21 protein-coding genes, 1 tRNA gene and 1 other RNA gene are annotated in these 16,924 nt (G+C 34.3%); 14 read left to right on the top strand and 9 right to left on the bottom strand.

All coding sequences use genetic code 11. The features are described 5' to 3' along the window. Nucleotides 1-141: 141 nt before the first annotated feature. From AACH21_RS02880 to AACH21_RS02870, 3 genes are read right to left on the bottom strand one after another with little or no spacing between them, the layout of a single operon-like run. Nucleotides 142-306 carry an IS3 family transposase gene (locus AACH21_RS02880; protein WP_010082072.1) on the bottom strand — a complete coding sequence of 55 codons (165 nt, stop codon included), beginning with the start codon at nt 304-306 and terminating at the stop codon, nt 142-144. After that, complete coding sequence (locus AACH21_RS02875) at nt 299-460, bottom strand: DDE-type integrase/transposase/recombinase (RefSeq protein ID WP_010082071.1); 162 nt, start codon at nt 458-460, stop codon at nt 299-301. The genes AACH21_RS02880 and AACH21_RS02875 overlap by 8 nt, the downstream gene beginning before the upstream one ends. A gap of 3 nt (nt 461-463) precedes the next feature. Continuing rightward, nucleotides 464-760: an IS3 family transposase gene (locus tag AACH21_RS02870; RefSeq protein ID WP_094189604.1), complete on the bottom strand. Its 297-nt coding sequence runs from the start codon at nt 758-760 to the stop codon at nt 464-466. Nucleotides 761-937: 177 nt separating this feature from the next. Between AACH21_RS02870 and AACH21_RS02865 the strand changes: the two genes are divergently transcribed. Continuing rightward, on the top strand, nt 938-1,954 hold the full coding sequence (locus tag AACH21_RS02865) for an IS481 family transposase (RefSeq protein WP_338482737.1): 1,017 nt from the start codon (nt 938-940) through the stop codon (nt 1,952-1,954). Nucleotides 1,955-2,054: 100 nt separating this feature from the next. Here the strand turns inward: AACH21_RS02865 and metK are convergent, their stop codons facing one another. The 6 genes from metK to pheS all read right to left on the bottom strand — a co-directional run bounded on the left by metK (nt 2,055) and on the right by pheS (nt 7,344). Then, nucleotides 2,055-3,227: a methionine adenosyltransferase gene (metK, locus tag AACH21_RS02860; protein WP_338482736.1), complete on the bottom strand. Its 1,173-nt coding sequence runs from the start codon at nt 3,225-3,227 to the stop codon at nt 2,055-2,057. A gap of 57 nt (nt 3,228-3,284) precedes the next feature. After that, nucleotides 3,285-3,361, bottom strand: a tRNA-Ile gene (locus AACH21_RS02855). Nucleotides 3,362-3,370: 9 nt separating this feature from the next. Then, on the bottom strand, nt 3,371-3,640 hold the full coding sequence (rpmA, locus tag AACH21_RS02850; protein ID WP_006279564.1) for a 50S ribosomal protein L27: 270 nt from the start codon (nt 3,638-3,640) through the stop codon (nt 3,371-3,373). 10 nt (nt 3,641-3,650) lie between these two features. Then, on the bottom strand, nt 3,651-3,953 hold the full coding sequence (gene rplU, locus AACH21_RS02845) for a 50S ribosomal protein L21 (RefSeq protein WP_006279565.1): 303 nt from the start codon (nt 3,951-3,953) through the stop codon (nt 3,651-3,653). Nucleotides 3,954-5,007: 1,054 nt separating this feature from the next. Continuing rightward, entirely contained in the window at nt 5,008-6,300 is a 1,293-nt protein-coding gene (gene glmU / locus AACH21_RS02840; RefSeq protein ID WP_077188522.1) for a bifunctional UDP-N-acetylglucosamine diphosphorylase/glucosamine-1-phosphate N-acetyltransferase GlmU, read from the bottom strand. Beyond that, complete coding sequence (gene pheS, locus AACH21_RS02835; RefSeq protein ID WP_338482735.1) at nt 6,301-7,344, bottom strand: phenylalanine--tRNA ligase subunit alpha; 1,044 nt, start codon at nt 7,342-7,344, stop codon at nt 6,301-6,303. A 146-nt stretch (nt 7,345-7,490) separates the two neighbouring features. Here pheS and AACH21_RS02830 point away from each other — a divergent pair, with 146 nt between their 5' ends. The 13 genes from AACH21_RS02830 to AACH21_RS02770 all read left to right on the top strand — a co-directional run bounded on the left by AACH21_RS02830 (nt 7,491) and on the right by AACH21_RS02770 (nt 16,912). Continuing rightward, entirely contained in the window at nt 7,491-9,206 is a 1,716-nt protein-coding gene (locus tag AACH21_RS02830; RefSeq protein ID WP_236515127.1) for a hypothetical protein, read from the top strand. Between the two features lie 181 nt (nt 9,207-9,387). After that, nucleotides 9,388-9,978: a riboflavin synthase gene (locus AACH21_RS02825; RefSeq protein WP_338482734.1), complete on the top strand. Its 591-nt coding sequence runs from the start codon at nt 9,388-9,390 to the stop codon at nt 9,976-9,978. A 63-nt stretch (nt 9,979-10,041) separates the two neighbouring features. Next, the gene (locus AACH21_RS02820; protein WP_010962383.1) at nt 10,042-10,632 is read left to right on the top strand and encodes a CvpA family protein; all 591 of its coding nucleotides are present in this window, start codon (nt 10,042-10,044) and stop codon (nt 10,630-10,632) included. Nucleotides 10,633-10,756: 124 nt separating this feature from the next. Continuing rightward, nucleotides 10,757-11,087: a transfer-messenger RNA gene (gene ssrA / locus AACH21_RS02815) on the top strand. Nucleotides 11,088-11,109: 22 nt separating this feature from the next. Beyond that, a complete protein-coding gene (locus AACH21_RS02810; RefSeq protein ID WP_006279412.1) occupies nt 11,110-11,547 on the top strand; it encodes a ClpXP protease specificity-enhancing factor SspB in 438 nt (145 codons plus the stop codon). Nucleotides 11,548-11,747: 200 nt separating this feature from the next. Beyond that, a complete protein-coding gene (locus AACH21_RS02805) occupies nt 11,748-11,966 on the top strand; it encodes a hypothetical protein (protein ID WP_006279413.1) in 219 nt (72 codons plus the stop codon). After that, nucleotides 11,947-12,240: a type II toxin-antitoxin system RelE family toxin gene (locus tag AACH21_RS02800; RefSeq protein ID WP_306700832.1), complete on the top strand. Its 294-nt coding sequence runs from the start codon at nt 11,947-11,949 to the stop codon at nt 12,238-12,240. The genes AACH21_RS02805 and AACH21_RS02800 overlap by 20 nt, the downstream gene beginning before the upstream one ends. A gap of 101 nt (nt 12,241-12,341) precedes the next feature. Beyond that, nucleotides 12,342-12,563 (top strand): hypothetical protein, encoded by a 222-nt coding sequence (locus AACH21_RS02795; RefSeq protein WP_006279415.1) that lies wholly within the window; start codon nt 12,342-12,344, stop codon nt 12,561-12,563. Then, nucleotides 12,554-12,829 carry a type II toxin-antitoxin system RelE family toxin gene (locus AACH21_RS02790; RefSeq protein WP_015588829.1) on the top strand — a complete coding sequence of 92 codons (276 nt, stop codon included), beginning with the start codon at nt 12,554-12,556 and terminating at the stop codon, nt 12,827-12,829. Before AACH21_RS02795 ends, AACH21_RS02790 begins: the two co-directional genes overlap by 10 nt. A 171-nt stretch (nt 12,830-13,000) precedes the next feature. Next, the gene (locus AACH21_RS02785) at nt 13,001-13,279 is read left to right on the top strand and encodes a YggT family protein (protein WP_006279515.1); all 279 of its coding nucleotides are present in this window, start codon (nt 13,001-13,003) and stop codon (nt 13,277-13,279) included. Continuing rightward, entirely contained in the window at nt 13,280-15,403 is a 2,124-nt protein-coding gene (locus AACH21_RS02780; RefSeq protein WP_338482733.1) for an FtsK/SpoIIIE family DNA translocase, read from the top strand. 154 nt (nt 15,404-15,557) lie between these two features. Beyond that, entirely contained in the window at nt 15,558-16,103 is a 546-nt protein-coding gene (locus tag AACH21_RS02775) for a hypothetical protein (RefSeq protein ID WP_065094680.1), read from the top strand. Between the two features lie 188 nt (nt 16,104-16,291). Then, nucleotides 16,292-16,912: a TRP75-related protein gene (locus AACH21_RS02770; protein ID WP_065094679.1), complete on the top strand. Its 621-nt coding sequence runs from the start codon at nt 16,292-16,294 to the stop codon at nt 16,910-16,912. Nucleotides 16,913-16,924 lie beyond the last annotated feature (12 nt).

The raw sequence follows: 16,924 nt of genomic DNA, 5'->3' as shown, positions 1-16,924 counted from the left end.
TCAGTATTTTTACTATGGCTTTATCTAAGTTTCTCGACCCTAAGCTGGATTTAACTGACCTTACCCAGAAAAAGTGGAGAGAAAGTGTGGAATGTTTTTTACAAAAAGAATGATGCATCAAATTGTTCTGGAATGGAATAGTTAATAGTGACGTTGTTTGTTATAAAAAATTTCTATGTATTCAAATATTGCAGTTCTAGTTTGTTGAGCAGAGTGTTGTGAAGTATCAATAAGTATTTCTCTTTTCAATGAGCTAAAGAAGCTTTCTGCAACAGAATTGTCGTAACAACAGCCTTTATTACTCATCTATATTCTTTACAGCTAAGAGATATTGATACCCTTGCGCAGTATATTGTGAACCTTGGTCACTGTGCAGCAGTAGATTTTTAACAGGTTTACGCCTATTAATGGCCATTAATAAAGAGTTCATAACTAATTGTTTATTTATTGCACTACTCATTAACTACCATACGTGAGAATTATTGCTGCCAAATATAGCCATCCCTCCTTGGTTTTGATGTAAGTAATCCCATACTTTATTTGGTTGATCAACAATAAAGTTTTGATCTAGTATATTGGGAGCTACAGCTCTATTATCTGTTTGTTGTTTTTTAATTTTAAACTTTCTTCTCAGTATAGCCCTGATGTCATTTTTCTGCATAATACTTTGCACCGTTTTCAAATTGCAACTTTTACCCAAAGCCTTCAATTCAGCATGAATTTTAGGAGCTCCATATCTACATTTAGAAACTTGATATATTTTTTGAATAGCTTCGAGTAGCTCTTTATTTGCTGATTCTCTACTGCTTATTTTTCTTGTGGTCCACTTATAGTAGCCACTAGCAGAAAATCCTACATAATTCCTGTACTTTATAGCAGTTAGATGTATGGTCCCAGAGAGTGATGGTATACTATCATCATCATTTAAGGAGTCATTATGGGACAGATATTACATGGGTGCGCCAAAACAACACAGACGATTCGTAGAGCAATACAAAATAGAAAAGAGAGCATAGCAAAACTCTCCAAGCATTATAACCTTAATCCAAAAACTATTATTAAGTGGAGAAAACGTTCATTTACGAAAGATGCTGATATGGGTCCAAAGCATCCAAGATCAACTGTTTTAACGCTAGAAGAGGAAGCTATAATAGTTACATTTCGCAAGTATACACTACTGCCACTAGATGATTGCCTTTACGCTCTGCAGTCTACAATTCCGCATTTGACTCGCTCTAGCTTGCATCGTTGTTTACAAAGACACAACATTAGCAGATTACCAACTGTTGATGGAGAAGTTAAGTCAAAAAAGAAATTCAAACAATATCCTATCGGTTACTTTCATATTGATATTGCTGAAGTTAGAACTGAGGAGGGCAAATTACATTTGTTTGTTGCTATTGATAGGACATCCAAATTTACCTATGTTGAGTTGTGTAACAGTGCTACAAAACCCATAGCTGCTGAGTTCTTACGTAATTTGATTAGAATTTTACCGTATAAAATCCATACTATTTTGACAGATAACGGTATACAATTTACAAACCAGAAGCGTCATAAGTATGCTTTCCAACATATATTTGATAGAGTTTGCGAAGAGAATGTTATTGAACATCGTTTGACAAAAGTTAGCCATCCTTGGACGAATGGGCAAGTCGAGCGTATGAATAAAACTTTAAAGGATGCTACAGTTAAGAAGTATTACTATCAATCGCACCAGCAACTTAAAGAACACCTTTATAACTTTGTTATGGCTTATAATTATGCAAAGAGACTCAAAACTCTTAAGGGTCTTACTCCTTATGAATTTATATGTTATCAGTGGACACAGTCTCCAGAATTATTTATACTAAATCCACACCATCACACTCTGGGACCATACATCTTACAATTACGTTGTACAGTTCTCCTTCTATTTCGTTATACACTTTATAAGCCTCACAATAAAAATTGAATATAAAAATTATTACTAATGCGGTATAATTATTATGAAAAAGCGTGCTATGCTTTAACAATAAGCTAGTATATAAATATGGGGCTGTAAATCAAAAATTTTAGCAATCTAAAGAAATTTTACTATTACCTTCTATATTGAATTCTCTACGAAGATCAGCAGACAAGTTTATGCTTTCCCAAGAAAATCCACCGTCACTTTCTGACTCTTTACCAAAATGTCCATAACAGGCTGTACGTTTATATATAGGGCAATTAAGCGATAAATGCTTGATTATGCCTTTTGTTGATAAATCTATATTATTCTCGATAAACTTTTTAATTACTCTTTCCTCTACCTTATTCGCACCAAATGTATCAATATAGAATGAAGTAGGTTTTGATACACCAATTGCATAAGAAAGTTGCACAAGACAACGTTCAGCCAAACCTGCAAAGACAATATTTTTAGCAAGATATCTTGCCATATAAGCCGCAGATCTATCAACTTTGGTTGCATCTTTTTCGGAAAACGCTCCTCCACCGTGTGGAATATAACCTCCATAAGTATCAACCATAATTTTTCGTCCGGTTAATCCACAATCACTAACCGGTCCACCAATAACAAATCTACCAGTTGGATTGACTAAGAGATTTTCCTCAGAACACATCCATCCTTCAGGTAAAGATGAAACTATGTAAGGGTAAATTATTTCTTTTACTTTTGATTGATCCAAATCCTCAGGGTGCTGTATTGAGACAATAATACTTTCAGCACGTACCGGGAGGTTATTCTCATATGCCAAAGTGATTTGTGACTTTGCATCTGGACCAAGTTTTGCTTCTTTAACTGCGCTCATGATATTTTTCAGAATCGAGTGTGCATAAAAAATGGGTGCCGGCATAAGGTTTTCTGTCTCTGTTGTTGCATAGCCATACATTATGCCCTGATCTCCAGCACCTTGATCCAACCCTATTGCAATGTCATTTGATTGCTCATGCAGCAATATATTTACTTTCACTTTTCTCCAGTGGAACCCATCGTGCTTGTAACCAATATCTTTTATTGTATTCCGTACAATACTTTCAATCCTGCTATTTTTGATGTTAGGCCCAAACACTTCCCCAGCTATAATAACGTTATCTTTGGTGACTAAAGTCTCTATTGCAGCTCGCGCAAAAGGATCAGTAAAAAGGTACTCATCAAGTATTGCATCTGAAATTTGATCTGCTACTTTATCTGGATGACCAGCCGCCACTGATTCACTGGTTACTAAATTTTTATATAAACTCATGTTTTTGCTTATACAATATCAAAACCGCTATAGAAAACACAGTTAGTAACTACTAAATGGTGGGTCTGGGAAGAGTTGAACCTCCGACCTCACGCTTATCAGGCGTGCGCTCTAACCACCTGAGCTACAGACCCATGATTTATTCAAGCTGAAGCTTTCATATTATCTGTAGGCACGATATCAATAAAAGTCTTTTTATTTGCTGATCTTCTAAAGCTGACCCAGCCTTCTATTTTAGCAAAAATCGTATGATCTTTACCTATACCAACATTCTTCCCAGGATGGAATTTTGTGCCTCTTTGGCGCACAATTATGTTACCAGGAATAACCTTCCCATTCTTCTTTATTCCTAACCTACGACCCGCTGAATCTCTACCATTACAGGAACTACCACCTGATTTTTTAGTTGCCATATCTTACCTCTTACTTTTGAAGACTAATTTCATTTATACGAAGAACAGTTATATACTGCCTATGACCAGTTTTCCTACGGTAATTTTTTCTTCTTTTCTTCTTAAAGATTATAATTTTTTCCCCCCTGCACTGCTCCAACACTTCAGCTTTAACAGTAGCATTAGATGAATAAGATAAGCCATTATTTGAAATACAAATCACCTTATTGATTTCCACCTCTTTTTTTTCTTCAGCTTCTAACTTCTCTACCTTTATTATACTACCTTCTTTTACTAAATATTGCTTTCCACCAGTCTCAATTACTGCAAACATGATAAATATAAATTATTGTTATTAACTTTAATCGTAAACGATGTCATATACGCTGTCAATATAAATAAAAAGCATGACTTAACGTTCTTTTTGAGCTACTAAAATACTTCTATCTGTTTTCATCTTTTATCTACCTTTTCTCAGACAGTAGACTTCTTGGATAACCTAAGCAGAAAAAAGGCAAATAGTTATTATAGCTCTAAGTTTACCGACACCGTCATGCAAGTAGCCCCTTCTCCTGTCATCCGAGTAGCTTGACACTGGTTCCTTTATGACGATGTCATCCAAGTGTCAGCTACTCGGATGACAAAAAAAGGAGCACTAGGATGACACCCTACTTAACCGTCATACCGCGATTCATTCGCGGTATCTCTTAACATAGATCCCTTACTTAACCGTCATACCTTAACATAGATCCCGCTAACACGTAGCGGGATACTATCTACACCGTCATACCGCCGCGGTATCTCTAGATCCCGCTGGGATGACGATTGTCGTTTAGCCATAAATATTAAGGAATTTACCAAATAAAAAAAAGGCAAAAGAAACCCTGGGGTTATTATCCGCTTTAAAATATTGGCGTTTTTTATGTTTTAAACGCTTGACAAGCGAAATTCAGCTGCTTTTAATTGCAACTAACCTACGCTGCAAGTGTTTAAGAAATTTACTAAGCAGAAAAAAAGACAAAGGACCCCCGAGTTAGCTAGTCTTTTACTATCTCTGTCGAGTATTGGCATTTTTTGATGTCTTGTAACGCTTTATAAGCGCGTTCAGCTTATTTAGATAAAAATCTAGATGTAGATGAAGTTTTGTAAAGACATACAGTATCTATATACTGCAAAAAATTAAACATAAGACGCCGATACATTAAGTAATCCTTACCTTTTAATCTGCAGATTGGCGAAAGCAAATACAATAGCTTCACTGTTATGATAAGGGGGCTGGCGGAGTTTGTCAAGGAAGTTTTTTTGTTTCTATTCCCAATAAAAGTTTGTTATATGGTTATGCAAGAAGTCTAATATTAAAAATGACACAACAACATAATTAAATTAGACTACTTTATTCTCTTAGTTACTTGCTTTTCTCTTGCTATTGCAAGGCTTTTTTCTGGTACATCCTCAACTATAACACTACCTGCTGCAATTACAGATTCATCATGAATATTAAGCGGCGCAATTAGTGAGCTATTGGCGCCAACAAAGCAATTGCTCCCTATATTCGTTTCATGTTTATTTTTCCCATCATAATTACAAACAATAGTGCCTGCTCCTATATTACTCTCCTGCCCTACTTTAGCATTTCCTATATAACTTAAGTGTTTTATTCTAGTGTTTTGACCAACTTCACTTGTTTTCACTTCCACAAAATTTCCTATTTTTGCCTTATTACCAATTGTTGTGTTTCCGCGTATTCTGGTAAATGGACCGACCTCAGCATTACTTTTAATTAAGCAGTTTTCTAAATGCGAAAATGGCAGTATTTTCGCACCAGACTCTATTTTCACTCCAGTACCGAAAAAAACATATGGGTAAATAACTGAATCTCTGGCAATTTGCGTATCAAGAGAAAAGAAAACAGTCTCTGGTGCAACAAGCGTTACTCCGGAGTCGGTAAAAACTTTTCTTTTATTTTCTTGAAAGTAAAATTCAGCTTTTATAAGGTCATTTCTGTTATTTATTCCCGTTGCTTCTTCTCCACCGGTAATAACGTAACCGACATTTAAATTACTCTTCACTGCAATGGAAACTATATCGGTCAAGTAATATTCATGAGTTGAGCTATTGCACTCTATTTTCTCCACCAATTCACGTAAATTCTTTGCACATGCAACCATTATTCCAGCATTTGCAAGAAATTCTTCATGATTATTTTTATCACTCTTTGCTTCTACGATTTCTCTTAAGGAACCATTCTCAATAATTAACCTACCGTATTCTTTATTGCTTGTCCTAAAACCTAGGCAAACTAGAGCCTTGCCTTCTAAATAACTAATCATTTTAGTTATTGTGCTGCTTTTTATGAGCGGAGTATCCCCATACTGCACAACAACTATGCTTGAATCTGGCAATTCTCTTAGGTTTCTCATCGCAGTTTTGACCGCATCTCCCGTGCCAAGTGTTAATTCTTGTGTAATTAACTGTATATCCTTAAAGCACTTTAGTCTTTCAATTAAAGGCAGATCAACTACAACAGCAATATTTTCAGGATTTAACTGTTTTGCATTGTAAATGACATGCTGAAGCATGGAAAAATTGCCTATTTCGTGCAGAACCTTAGGCAAATCTGAATTCATCCGCCTGCCATGCCCGGCAGCAAGTATGATAAAAGTATGAGCTTTATTTATCACTTATCTTAAAGATGAAAAATGAAAACCATAATGATCAAGCCAACTGATTTTGTTATCGTAAAAGCTTCTTAGGTCGCTGATTTGATATTTTAGCATCGCAAGCCTTTCTATACCAATGCCAAACGCAAAACCGTTGTATTTAGTATGGTCTATTCCAACATTTTGAAAGACATTTGGATGCACCATACCACATCCAAGCACTTCTATCCATTTACTACCTTTATAACTTATGTCCACTTCCGCAGAGGGTTCAGTAAAAGGAAAAAAACTATTACGAAAACGTATCTTCAGCCCTTTATCTCCAAAAAACTTATTAAGGAAGTGATGAATAGTAAATTTTAACTGGCCCATATTGACGTTTTCATCGACATATAACCCTTCTATCTGGTGAAACATAGGAGTATGAGTTGCATCAAAGTCATTTCTGTATACCCTACCAGGGGCTACTATTTTAATTGGGCATTTTTTTGTTTTTTCCATGGTTCTAATCTGTACAGATGAAGTGTGAGTGCGCAGTACCATTCTTTTATCGTTTATTTTATTCTTTAAGTAGAAGGTATCTTGCTCCTCTCGCGCAGGATGATGACTTGGAGTATTCAGTGCATCAAATACATGAAATTCATCTTCAATATCAGGGCCATCAACTGCTTTAAAACCCATATGTGCAAAAATAAGCTTTACTTCATTTATAACCTTACTGAGTGGATGGACCTTGCCCATTTTTTCTGGTCTAACGGGCAACGTGATATCAACCGCCTCGTTCTGCAATTTAAAGTTAACTTCTTCTGTTTTTAGCACATTTTCCCTATTCATGATAAGATGATCTATCTTATCACGTAAAGCGTTAATCACTGCACCTAAATCACGCTTTTTCTCTGCATTTTCTATCTTTTTTAAGTTATCAAAATACGCTCTAACTACACCCTTTTTTCCCAAATATAATAGCCTAACTTTTTCTAAATCTTGCAAAGAAGAAGCATTCTCAATTTCGGAAACTGCTTTATCTTCAAGTGAAAGTATGTCATCTAATAACTCTTTATTCATCTTAAAAACGCTGGCTTAAACTTTCATTATAGTGAAATTTTAAATATCATCAACAATCCGAAAAATTGCCCTATTCTGATTATTAATTTATTGACTGATTAATCTTTTTTATTTACCTTTGCGTTGATGAATTTGCTGTATCAACTATGCACAACAGTAATACTGAAACTAAGAATAAGTATAAAATAGAGGATTTACCTAAGCTCTTTAAGGAAAAATCCAGAAACATAAGTAAAGCATTTTCTAGCGAAACAATTAAGATCAGTACTATTCGCTCGAGAAGTATTGAAAGTAATATACAAGAATTTTCATTTGAGCTAACAGCAACAGATAAAGACACCTTTAATATAGGATTATTTCGAATAAACCCTTTAATTGATTTTTTCAAAATCTGCCTTTCCCGGGAAAAAAAATTTACAGCCAACATAAAAGTGCCCAAAGAAAGCAGTGAACTATATAATAACTACTGTAAAACTAACAGTTATAAAACTGTAGAAGAATTCGTAAATAGTGCTCCGCCTCAAATCCTTCTGCAGGGCACAACGATAACGCTACAAACAGACGTTGAAAACATTAACCTGGACAACTTGTACCAAATCGAGTTATTTCTAAATGAAAAGCTACAACATGCAGAAAAAACTGAAAATGAAGACAAAAAAGAACAGAGTGAAACTAACCAAAAAAATGCACAAAATAAACAAATCGTACCAGTTACAGGCCTGTTTGGCTATAATTTAACAAGTAGTAAAAAGCAAGTGATGCGGGTTCCAATAGTTGTTGCTGCAATGCGTGACAATTTTTTTTGGTTTGGATCTTCTTTTCGGCTATCCAATTTTTTTAATACAATACAATTCTTCTTTCAACAGCCACCAAAACTGTCCATACGAAACCAGAGGGCTTTGACTTACCATCCAACACTTCAAGAGACAAAACAGGACAAGGTAACACAAAAAGATGGAATCGACGAAAGAAGAATAGAAGACGTCACAATGCTTATTTCTGATTTCGGTCAAACTACTTCGCACACAGAGTATTTTAAGGCTAACAGAAAAAAGAAGTCAAAAAAGCAGACCAAAGAACTATCAGAGAAAGAAAAACCATTAGCCATAAAACAAGCACAAAATGATGCTAGAGTAGCTATGATAGATAACCAAATTGAGCACAGGGGGAAAAAACTCGATAAAATATTTATTGAAGTGATGAGTGGATACAAAAATCAAGATCCAGAAACATTTTGCAATATTTTCAGCTCAGTATTCAATATTGTTTACTTTCAAGATAAACAATTACATGCAATATTAGAGCCAGGCGAAATATCAGAAGTATTACAGATACTCGAAAGGCCACAACCTCTTAGTAACTCACTTTTAGGTAAAGAATATTTACAAAAACAAGTATATAGAAAAAAAGAGCAATTGCTTAAATTAGTTTCAGGTGTTTATATACAACAACCTTCTCCACAACATGAAAATACTCCTCATAAATCTACAAACCCTTTACCAATTAAAGATCTTTCACCAGCAACAAATGAAGCTAAAACTCTACCACCTACTAACATTACACTCAAATCATCATTAAAAACTGTATTTTCCTCAAAAAAGGCTTATTTTTGTCTATTTATAATAGTAGCATCTGCATCAACACTTTGCTTATGGCATTTTCCGTTAGGAAAAGTGTCAATGTTAAAAGGATTAGTGCCACCAGAAAAAAGAGAAAGTATTGGGCTAGCATTGAACATAGGGTTACCAATATTAACTGCATTATGTGTTCTGAGTTTGGCTTATTTCATATATTCTGAATATTCTATAGAATCTATTGAACAAGTAAGTGAAAACGATCCCCTTTCTCGCGCCTATAGCTAGTGCAGGCTCAGTTTTCCTACGTCATACCGTCACGGTATCTCTAGATCCCGCTAACACGTAGCGGGATGACGAATTTGTCGTTTTTTAAATTGTCGGTAAACCAGAATTACTTTAACTATAACAAAATAGAAATAAGTTGTTGTAAAAAATTTTTCATGGTAAAATTATTTATTTTCACCATATGTTTAAAGGAATTATCACGGATATCGGGACTATAACTGATACTACCACTCACTCCAACTCTGATCAAATTTTCCATATCAAGACACAAAATTTATCCTCTATAAATAAAGGAGATTCAATAGCTTGCTCTGGTGTGTGTTTAACTGTTGTTGATATAATGAGCGATACATTTACAGTCCAAGCATCTCAAGAAACTATGAAGGTTGCTAACTTAAATACGTGGAGAATAGGAAAAAAAATAAATCTCGAACAAGCAATGAGATTAAGTGATAAGATCGATGGCCACCTAGTTCAGGGTCATGTTGACGGGATAGTAAAATTTTTAACAATTAATCAAAATTTAGATTCTCATGAAATCAAACTATCGTGCCCACAAGAATTAATTAAATTTGTTGCAAAAAAAAGCTCCGTTACACTAGATGGGGTTTCCCTCACAGTGAATTCAGTTATTAATCAGGAATTTACAGTAAATATCACTCCCTATACATGGGAAAATACAACTTTTCAGTACAACAAAGTAAATGATTATTTGAATTTAGAAATTGACATGATCGCTAGGTATTTAGATCAATTGATGCAGCATAAATAGAATTAATTTTACAACCTTGTTATTTACAACTATTATATCTTGAAAACCATATAGATATAAAACATGCTTTTCGATAGCCTAATTATCTTCATTGTTGTTCTATGCGTAATAATCTCGGTAACTAGAGGCTTTATAAAAGAGCTATGCGCACTAATGTTTCTATTTTTATCGGTCTTTCTGACAGCTAATCACTATGATTTTTTCGCTCCAAATTATAGTAAATATTTTGATTCTAAAGTTACACTAAACATACTTTCTACAATCTCTGTATTTATTATACTTAATCTTATATTCATGATAATAAATAACTGGCTAATGTACATATTATCACCCATAAGGTTGGGGTTTATCGATAGAGTTACTGGAATCTTTCTCGGAGTGCTTAAAGGAATATTACTCTCTTATGTATTATTTTTTGCTGTGCACTTATATTGCTACACAGTATATGACAAAAAAGAGGGAGAGTATAAAATAGAAGCAGAAGACATATTGCCTAATTGGATAATAAATTCACACTCTTATCAGGCTTTATTTGTGACAGCAGAAGAAGTAATTGACATGTATGTACCAGAGTCGTTGATACTAAAAATAAAAGAGATCGGTGGAGAAATGGTTGATCAAGAAAAACCTAAAAACAATAAAAAAGAAGAGTAAATATTTATTTATAAATATTTTCATTGGGAGTATTCAAAAAGCCATATGTGTCAGGTTAAGAGCACAGAATTTTTTACTGGAAATATTAATTTTGTTTTAGCAATAAATCAACTTAAGGTCATAATATCTTGACATTTATTTAATGTTGCTATATAATAGCTATGTACATTTTGTGTACTATAGCAATAAAATTACCTTGTAATAGGTGTATTGGACCCGAGGGCAGTACTCGGCGCCTCCACCATGTTTTTTAATTATACGGGGGCGATTAAGGATCGACATGCATAGTAAAGATGGTAGCTTTGCTCGGTTAGACACCACCGCTAAGAGTTCATAATTTAAATGCAAACGATAATTTTGCTGCTGAAGAATATCGTGTTGCTGCTTAATTTAGCACAACCAATTTATTACTAAAGCACGGTTCAGGGAACGCCGGGTAACAGAAGTTCCCCCAAAATTTACGTATGTGAAAGTTATATGGAGCAAACAGATTACAAAAAACTGCTTAATTCTGCTAAGTTTCAAGTTATCAAAAAGACTTTAGATGTTATATCAGGTAATGGTTTTATCCCTCACTTAGAAATATTATTTTTCACATATTTTAATGGTGTGACCATGCCAGATCGTTTGAAAAAGTCATACCCTACTCAAATGCTTATTATATTACAGCATCAATTCTATGATTTAAAAGTTTCTGAGGATAAATTTAGCGTCAGTTTGAGTTTTCAAGGAAAACAAGAGCGAATTACTATACCGTTTTTTGCTATTAGTGAGTTTCGTGATAAAATTTCAGGAGATGTTTTAATATTTGACAAAATCAGTATCGACTCTGATAAAGAATACAAAAGTGAAAAATGTACTGAAAAACTATCAAACGGTAGTATTATATCCATAGATCAACTGCGTGATGAGTAACTGCTCATCTTTATAAACAAAAAATATTAATAGAAAAAAGTGGTCTAACTTCAGTAATAGAATAGAGGGTAGATAAATATGCTAAATCTTTAATTATTTATTAACGCAGGTGGCAAAATTTTTCTTACATATCATCAACTTCCTTTATTGAAAAATTCAGAAAAATGTTGTATAATTATTAGTAGACTTTGGTAAAACATATGACAGATTCAGGAATTAGTATAACTTTTGACCCAAAAACTTCACATAACCTTACTAAGTTAGCTGAAATCACCAAGGAATCCGTTCAAGAACTAGCAAAAAGGTTAGTCATCGAAGGAATCGAGTGCGAAGTAGAAGATATTGCGTTATATAAAACTATTAAGGAATGTGAGGATGTAGACTGGAACACAGTACTATCTGAAAGGGAGAGGACATAAACTGAAATACGATATTGTCTACTCAAAAAACTTTACTGAAAGAGATTTTCTAAATCTTCCAAAAACAATAAGATCAAGGATTACAAAAGCGATAAACGAGCGGCTTACAACTGATCCAATTAAATTTGGTAAACCATTACGTGGCAGGCTAAAAGGGTATAGAAGAATAAGGGTTAGTGATTATCGAATTATTTATACTGTAAATATTGCAAAACATAAGGTATTTGTTGCTACAGCAGGACATAGAGACACCATTTATGAGAAGGCTACTTGATAAACATTAAATATATTTTTATACAGCCCTCCTTCCTTCCTTTCTTTATTGAAAAATTAAAAAAAATGTTGTATAATTATTAGTGGACTTTGGTAAAACATATGGCAAATTCAGGCATTAACATAGCTCTTAGCGAAGAAACTTTAAAGCATCTTGCTGAATTATCTGAATTTACTAAACAGCCCGTTCAAGAATTAGCAGGAAAACTATTTAGAGAAGCAGTTGAGCTTGAAATGGAGGATTTTTTAGTATCTAAAATTTCTGATGAGCGTGATGTTGAAGGTGCAGAAACAGTTGATTTTGAAGATATTAAGTGGGATTAGAGCGTTACAAGGTTAAGTCTCTAAAGAGTGTTGTTGAAAAAGATTTACCAAACCTTCCAAAGACAATAAGGCTAAGAGTTCAAAAGGCTATAAAAGAACGTCTTACAGTTGACCCAATAAATTTTGGTGAACCACTACATCATAACTTAAAAGGATGTAGAAGGCTAAGAGTTGGTGACTATCGTGTAATTTACAGAGTAAATCAATTAGATCATATAGTAACTATCACAGAGATAGGACATAGAGATGATATTTATAAGAAATAAATACCAACATTAATATATATTATACACCCCTCCTTCCTTGTCCATTCTCTACTTTAGGTGGCTTTGCCCAGCTCAAAAAATGAAGTTTTTTTTGGTTCAGCAAAAACAACATTTTGAGTTTGAAAAGGCTAAATACTTGTCTTTTATATAACTTTCGTGTAATAGATATGTATGCATCCAATCATATATCTACTCAATACGTTACTTGATCTTTATAGCTTCATTCTAATATGTTGGGTTGTCCTAAACTGGCTGGTTAAACTTAATATGGTGAACATATATAATGAAACTGTCAGTAGCATAATGCACATCTTGAACCAATTGACATATCCACCACTAAAGATTATTAGAAGATATATACCACCGTTCAACGGATTAGATTTATCTATAATGATATTGCTAATAACAATTCACTTTGTAAAATATACAGTAGCTTACTACTTTAGGTAGATGTTAAAAAAATATCTAAAATCAGCAATATATCTATCCCTTTTAATATATATATATATATCAGTTTTTAGCTATAACTATAAAGATCCTTCCTTAAACACGGCTACAAATGAGGAAGTGACAAATTTAGGTGGAATAGTAGGTTCATATTTAGCTGATATATTGGTTCAATTTCTTGGATTAACTAGTGTTACAATAGCTACAACCATAGTTTACTTGTTGATCTTCAGGCCAGCAAAAATACTGCTGAAAATTCTCTATTTAATATTAATCAATTTAGGGGTATGTGCTATATTACCACAACTTTCGCTAGGCATCACAGCAAGGTACAGACACAGTGGAATAATAGGGAATGCACTCGTTAATAACTGCCCGTTTTATGTATTTGTGATAGTAACATTAATAGGTCTTGTAGGATCTGTTGGTTGGAAGAGAACAATTTACTCTCTATTCTTCTTATGTAAAAAAATAGCTTGCTTATTTGTAAATGTTCCATTCTTCAGATCACATAAAACTGCTGAATATTCAGTTGCACCATTAGTAGTAGAAGAAAAACATAAAACTAAAATCACTACTAAACAACAACCAAAAGAAAGACAGAAAAAAGCTACCGAAGAAATTTTTAAACCTTCCAGTGAGTTCGAATTTCCAAGCATTCATTTACTTTCCAAAGCAGAGGAGTCTTTGCAGAGAAAACAGCTGAATGAAATGGAGAGCAATAAAAATTTATCTCTGCTGGAACAAGTCCTGAGTGATTTTGGCGTGCAAGGAAAAATTATCAGTGTATGCTATGGGCCGGTTGTGACTTTATACAAACTTGAACCACAAGCTGGTACGAAATCTGCAAGAGTAATTGGCCTTGCAGATGACATTGCACGTTCGATGAGTGCACTCTCTGCACGTATTTCAATAATTCGTGGGCAAAATGCTATGGGAATAGAGTTGCCGAACAAGGAACGGGAAATTGTAATGCTGCGTGATTTGCTTGAATCACCAGAATACCAAAATGCAAACTTAAATCTTCCAATTGCGCTTGGCAAAGAAATAAGTGGAAAACCAGTTATTGCAGATCTAACTAAAATGCCTCACTTGCTCGTTGCTGGAACCACAGGGTCTGGTAAATCAGTTGCGATTAACACTATGATTCTTTCACTCGTTTATCGATTAAGTCCTGACGGATGCAAGATGATAATGATCGACCCCAAAATGCTTGAGCTTTCAATATATGATGCAATACCACATCTAATAACGCCAGTAGTAACAGAGCCAAAAAAGGCTGTAGTCGCTCTTAAGTGGATAGTGAAAGAAATGGAAAACCGCTATCGCATGATGTCGTATTTGAATGTACGCAATGTTATAAACTATAATCAAAAAATCACAGAAGCGATGAATAGTGGAATAGAATTGGAGCGCGTTGTGCAGATTGGCTTTAACTCAACAACAGGCAAACCTCTGTTTGAAAAAATACCAATCAAGATGGAAACATTTCCATATATTGTAGTGATCGTGGATGAAATGGCAGATTTGATGCTTGTTGCCGGCAAAGAAATAGAGTGCTCTATTCAACGCTTAGCTCAGATGGCTCGTGCTGCAGGAATACACATCATAATGGCAACACAACGCCCATCTGTGGATGTGATCACAGGTGTGATAAAGGCGAACTTTCCAACGAGAATCAGTTTTGCTGTTACTTCTAAGATAGATAGCCGTACAATACTTGGCGAACAAGGGGCTGAACAATTACTCGGCATGGGTGACATGCTCTATATGGCCTCTGGTGGTAAGATCATTCGAGTTCACGGCCCATTTGTAAGTGATAATGAGGTGCAAGATATAGTTGATCATCTGAAAATGCAAGGTGAGCCAAACTACATGGAGGAAATCACTAAAGAAGATGAAAATTCTTCTACAGAGTCACACGATGAAACGGAGGATGAAGAAAATGACCTCTATAACCAAGCAGTGGCCATCATTCAAAGAGATCAAAAAGTTTCAACCAGTTACATTCAAAGGCAGCTTAGAATAGGCTATAACAGAGCAGCAAACATCGTTGAAAGAATGGAAAAGGAAGGTATTGTCAGCGCTCCAAATTACTCAGGGAAAAGAGAGATATTGGTTGAATAACAATCTTGTAATACCTTAATTTAAGTTTCCGCACTTTCAAAAAGCAAGTCAAACAAAATTATTAAAAGGTCAATACATAATGACAGTTAATTTAATAATAATTTAAACATTGGGAATGTAAAATTATAATATATTAATTAACTAGGGGGTTAAAATGGTAAAAGGAATTTTGTGCAATTGGTTAGGTGTAACAGAATTGCAAGAAAGTCAAAAAATCGATGCTGAGCAGTTTGAAAAAGTTTTTGGTGCATTAAAAGAATGGCAAGAAGCTCAAAAGATAGATGCTAAACAGTTTGAAGAGGTATTTAGTGCATTAAAAGAATGGCAAGAAGCTCAAAAGATAGATGCTGAGCAGTTTGAAAAAGTTTTTAGTGCATTAGAAGACAAGATTGGTACTGAGCAGTTTCAAGCTATGCAAGAGCACTTAAACGGCCTGCAAGAAAAAGTGGAAACACTTGCAGAGGCAGTAGCAGATCAAGAAAAAACACTACTAATTTGTACCATAGCCACTGCTGTTGCCGTAATAGCGATAACTAGTTTTGTTGCATTCTGTATCTATCAGGGAGTTAAGTGTGAAAGGGAGAAAGAAAAGAACTTGTCTAAAGATACACCAGACGCAAAACTTAATAATGTAGATGCTACCGATGGTACTAAAAAACTACGGAATGACTTAAAAGTTGACAAACATATAGCTGCATAACACTTTTCTTGAAAAGGTGTTACGCAACTTGTAACACCTTCCTCTTCTCTTAGCCTATGTAGATTTTTTGATAGTAAACATATCACTTTTTAGAAAAATATTTGTATTGTAAAGTTAGTAAAGATTCTGGTTTACTTAAAGTTTGTTAATTGCTATCTTTTAAAACACGATATTTACTATAGCACCATATGCTTAGGATTTTTTCTAAAGTTTTGTTTATATTAATGTTTTTGGTTTCTAGCTTTTTTACTGTGCATAGTGCTGGAGCTAAATCTAAGCTCAGTAAGAGATACATACCTCCTGGTAACCCTGGTGGTGCAAACTTTCATACAGATGAGGATTTTGCTGAGTCATATAAACTGTATGAGAAGCGTAGGGAATTGCTCAAGAAAAAAAAGTCACAAGATCGAGCTATAAATAAAGAAGATCTAATAAAAAAATTAAAAGAGAAAAAAATTGCTAGTCTTGATAATGAGCCAAATGACATGGAAGCGTGCATAGTCGACGATGAAGAGAGCGCTATGATAAATCAGCATGGTATTAATATCGCACGTTTAAAGGGTGCTGTATTTATAGATCAAGAGCCAGTTTCTCAGTATGAAAGTAAGCAGCATGAAAGTGAACAACAAGAAGGGAAGAAAGTTACTTCAACACGAGAAAAGAAAGTTTCTCCTATAAATATCACTATAAAAGAAACTCCTTCAAGAAGAACGTGCTCACATGATTCTATTGCTAATTTGGATAACGTAGATGCTTATAGTTTGAATGGTTCAAGTTCGTTTGGCAGCGTAGCTGACACAGTAAAATAGTATCACAATTAA

The organism is Wolbachia endosymbiont (group A) of Ophion costatus, from assembly GCF_963969245.1.
Lineage (GTDB): Bacteria > Pseudomonadota > Alphaproteobacteria > Rickettsiales > Anaplasmataceae > Wolbachia > Wolbachia pipientis.
The sequence above is the reverse complement of the archived record's forward strand: the minus strand, read 5'-3'. Positions and strand labels throughout refer to the sequence as shown.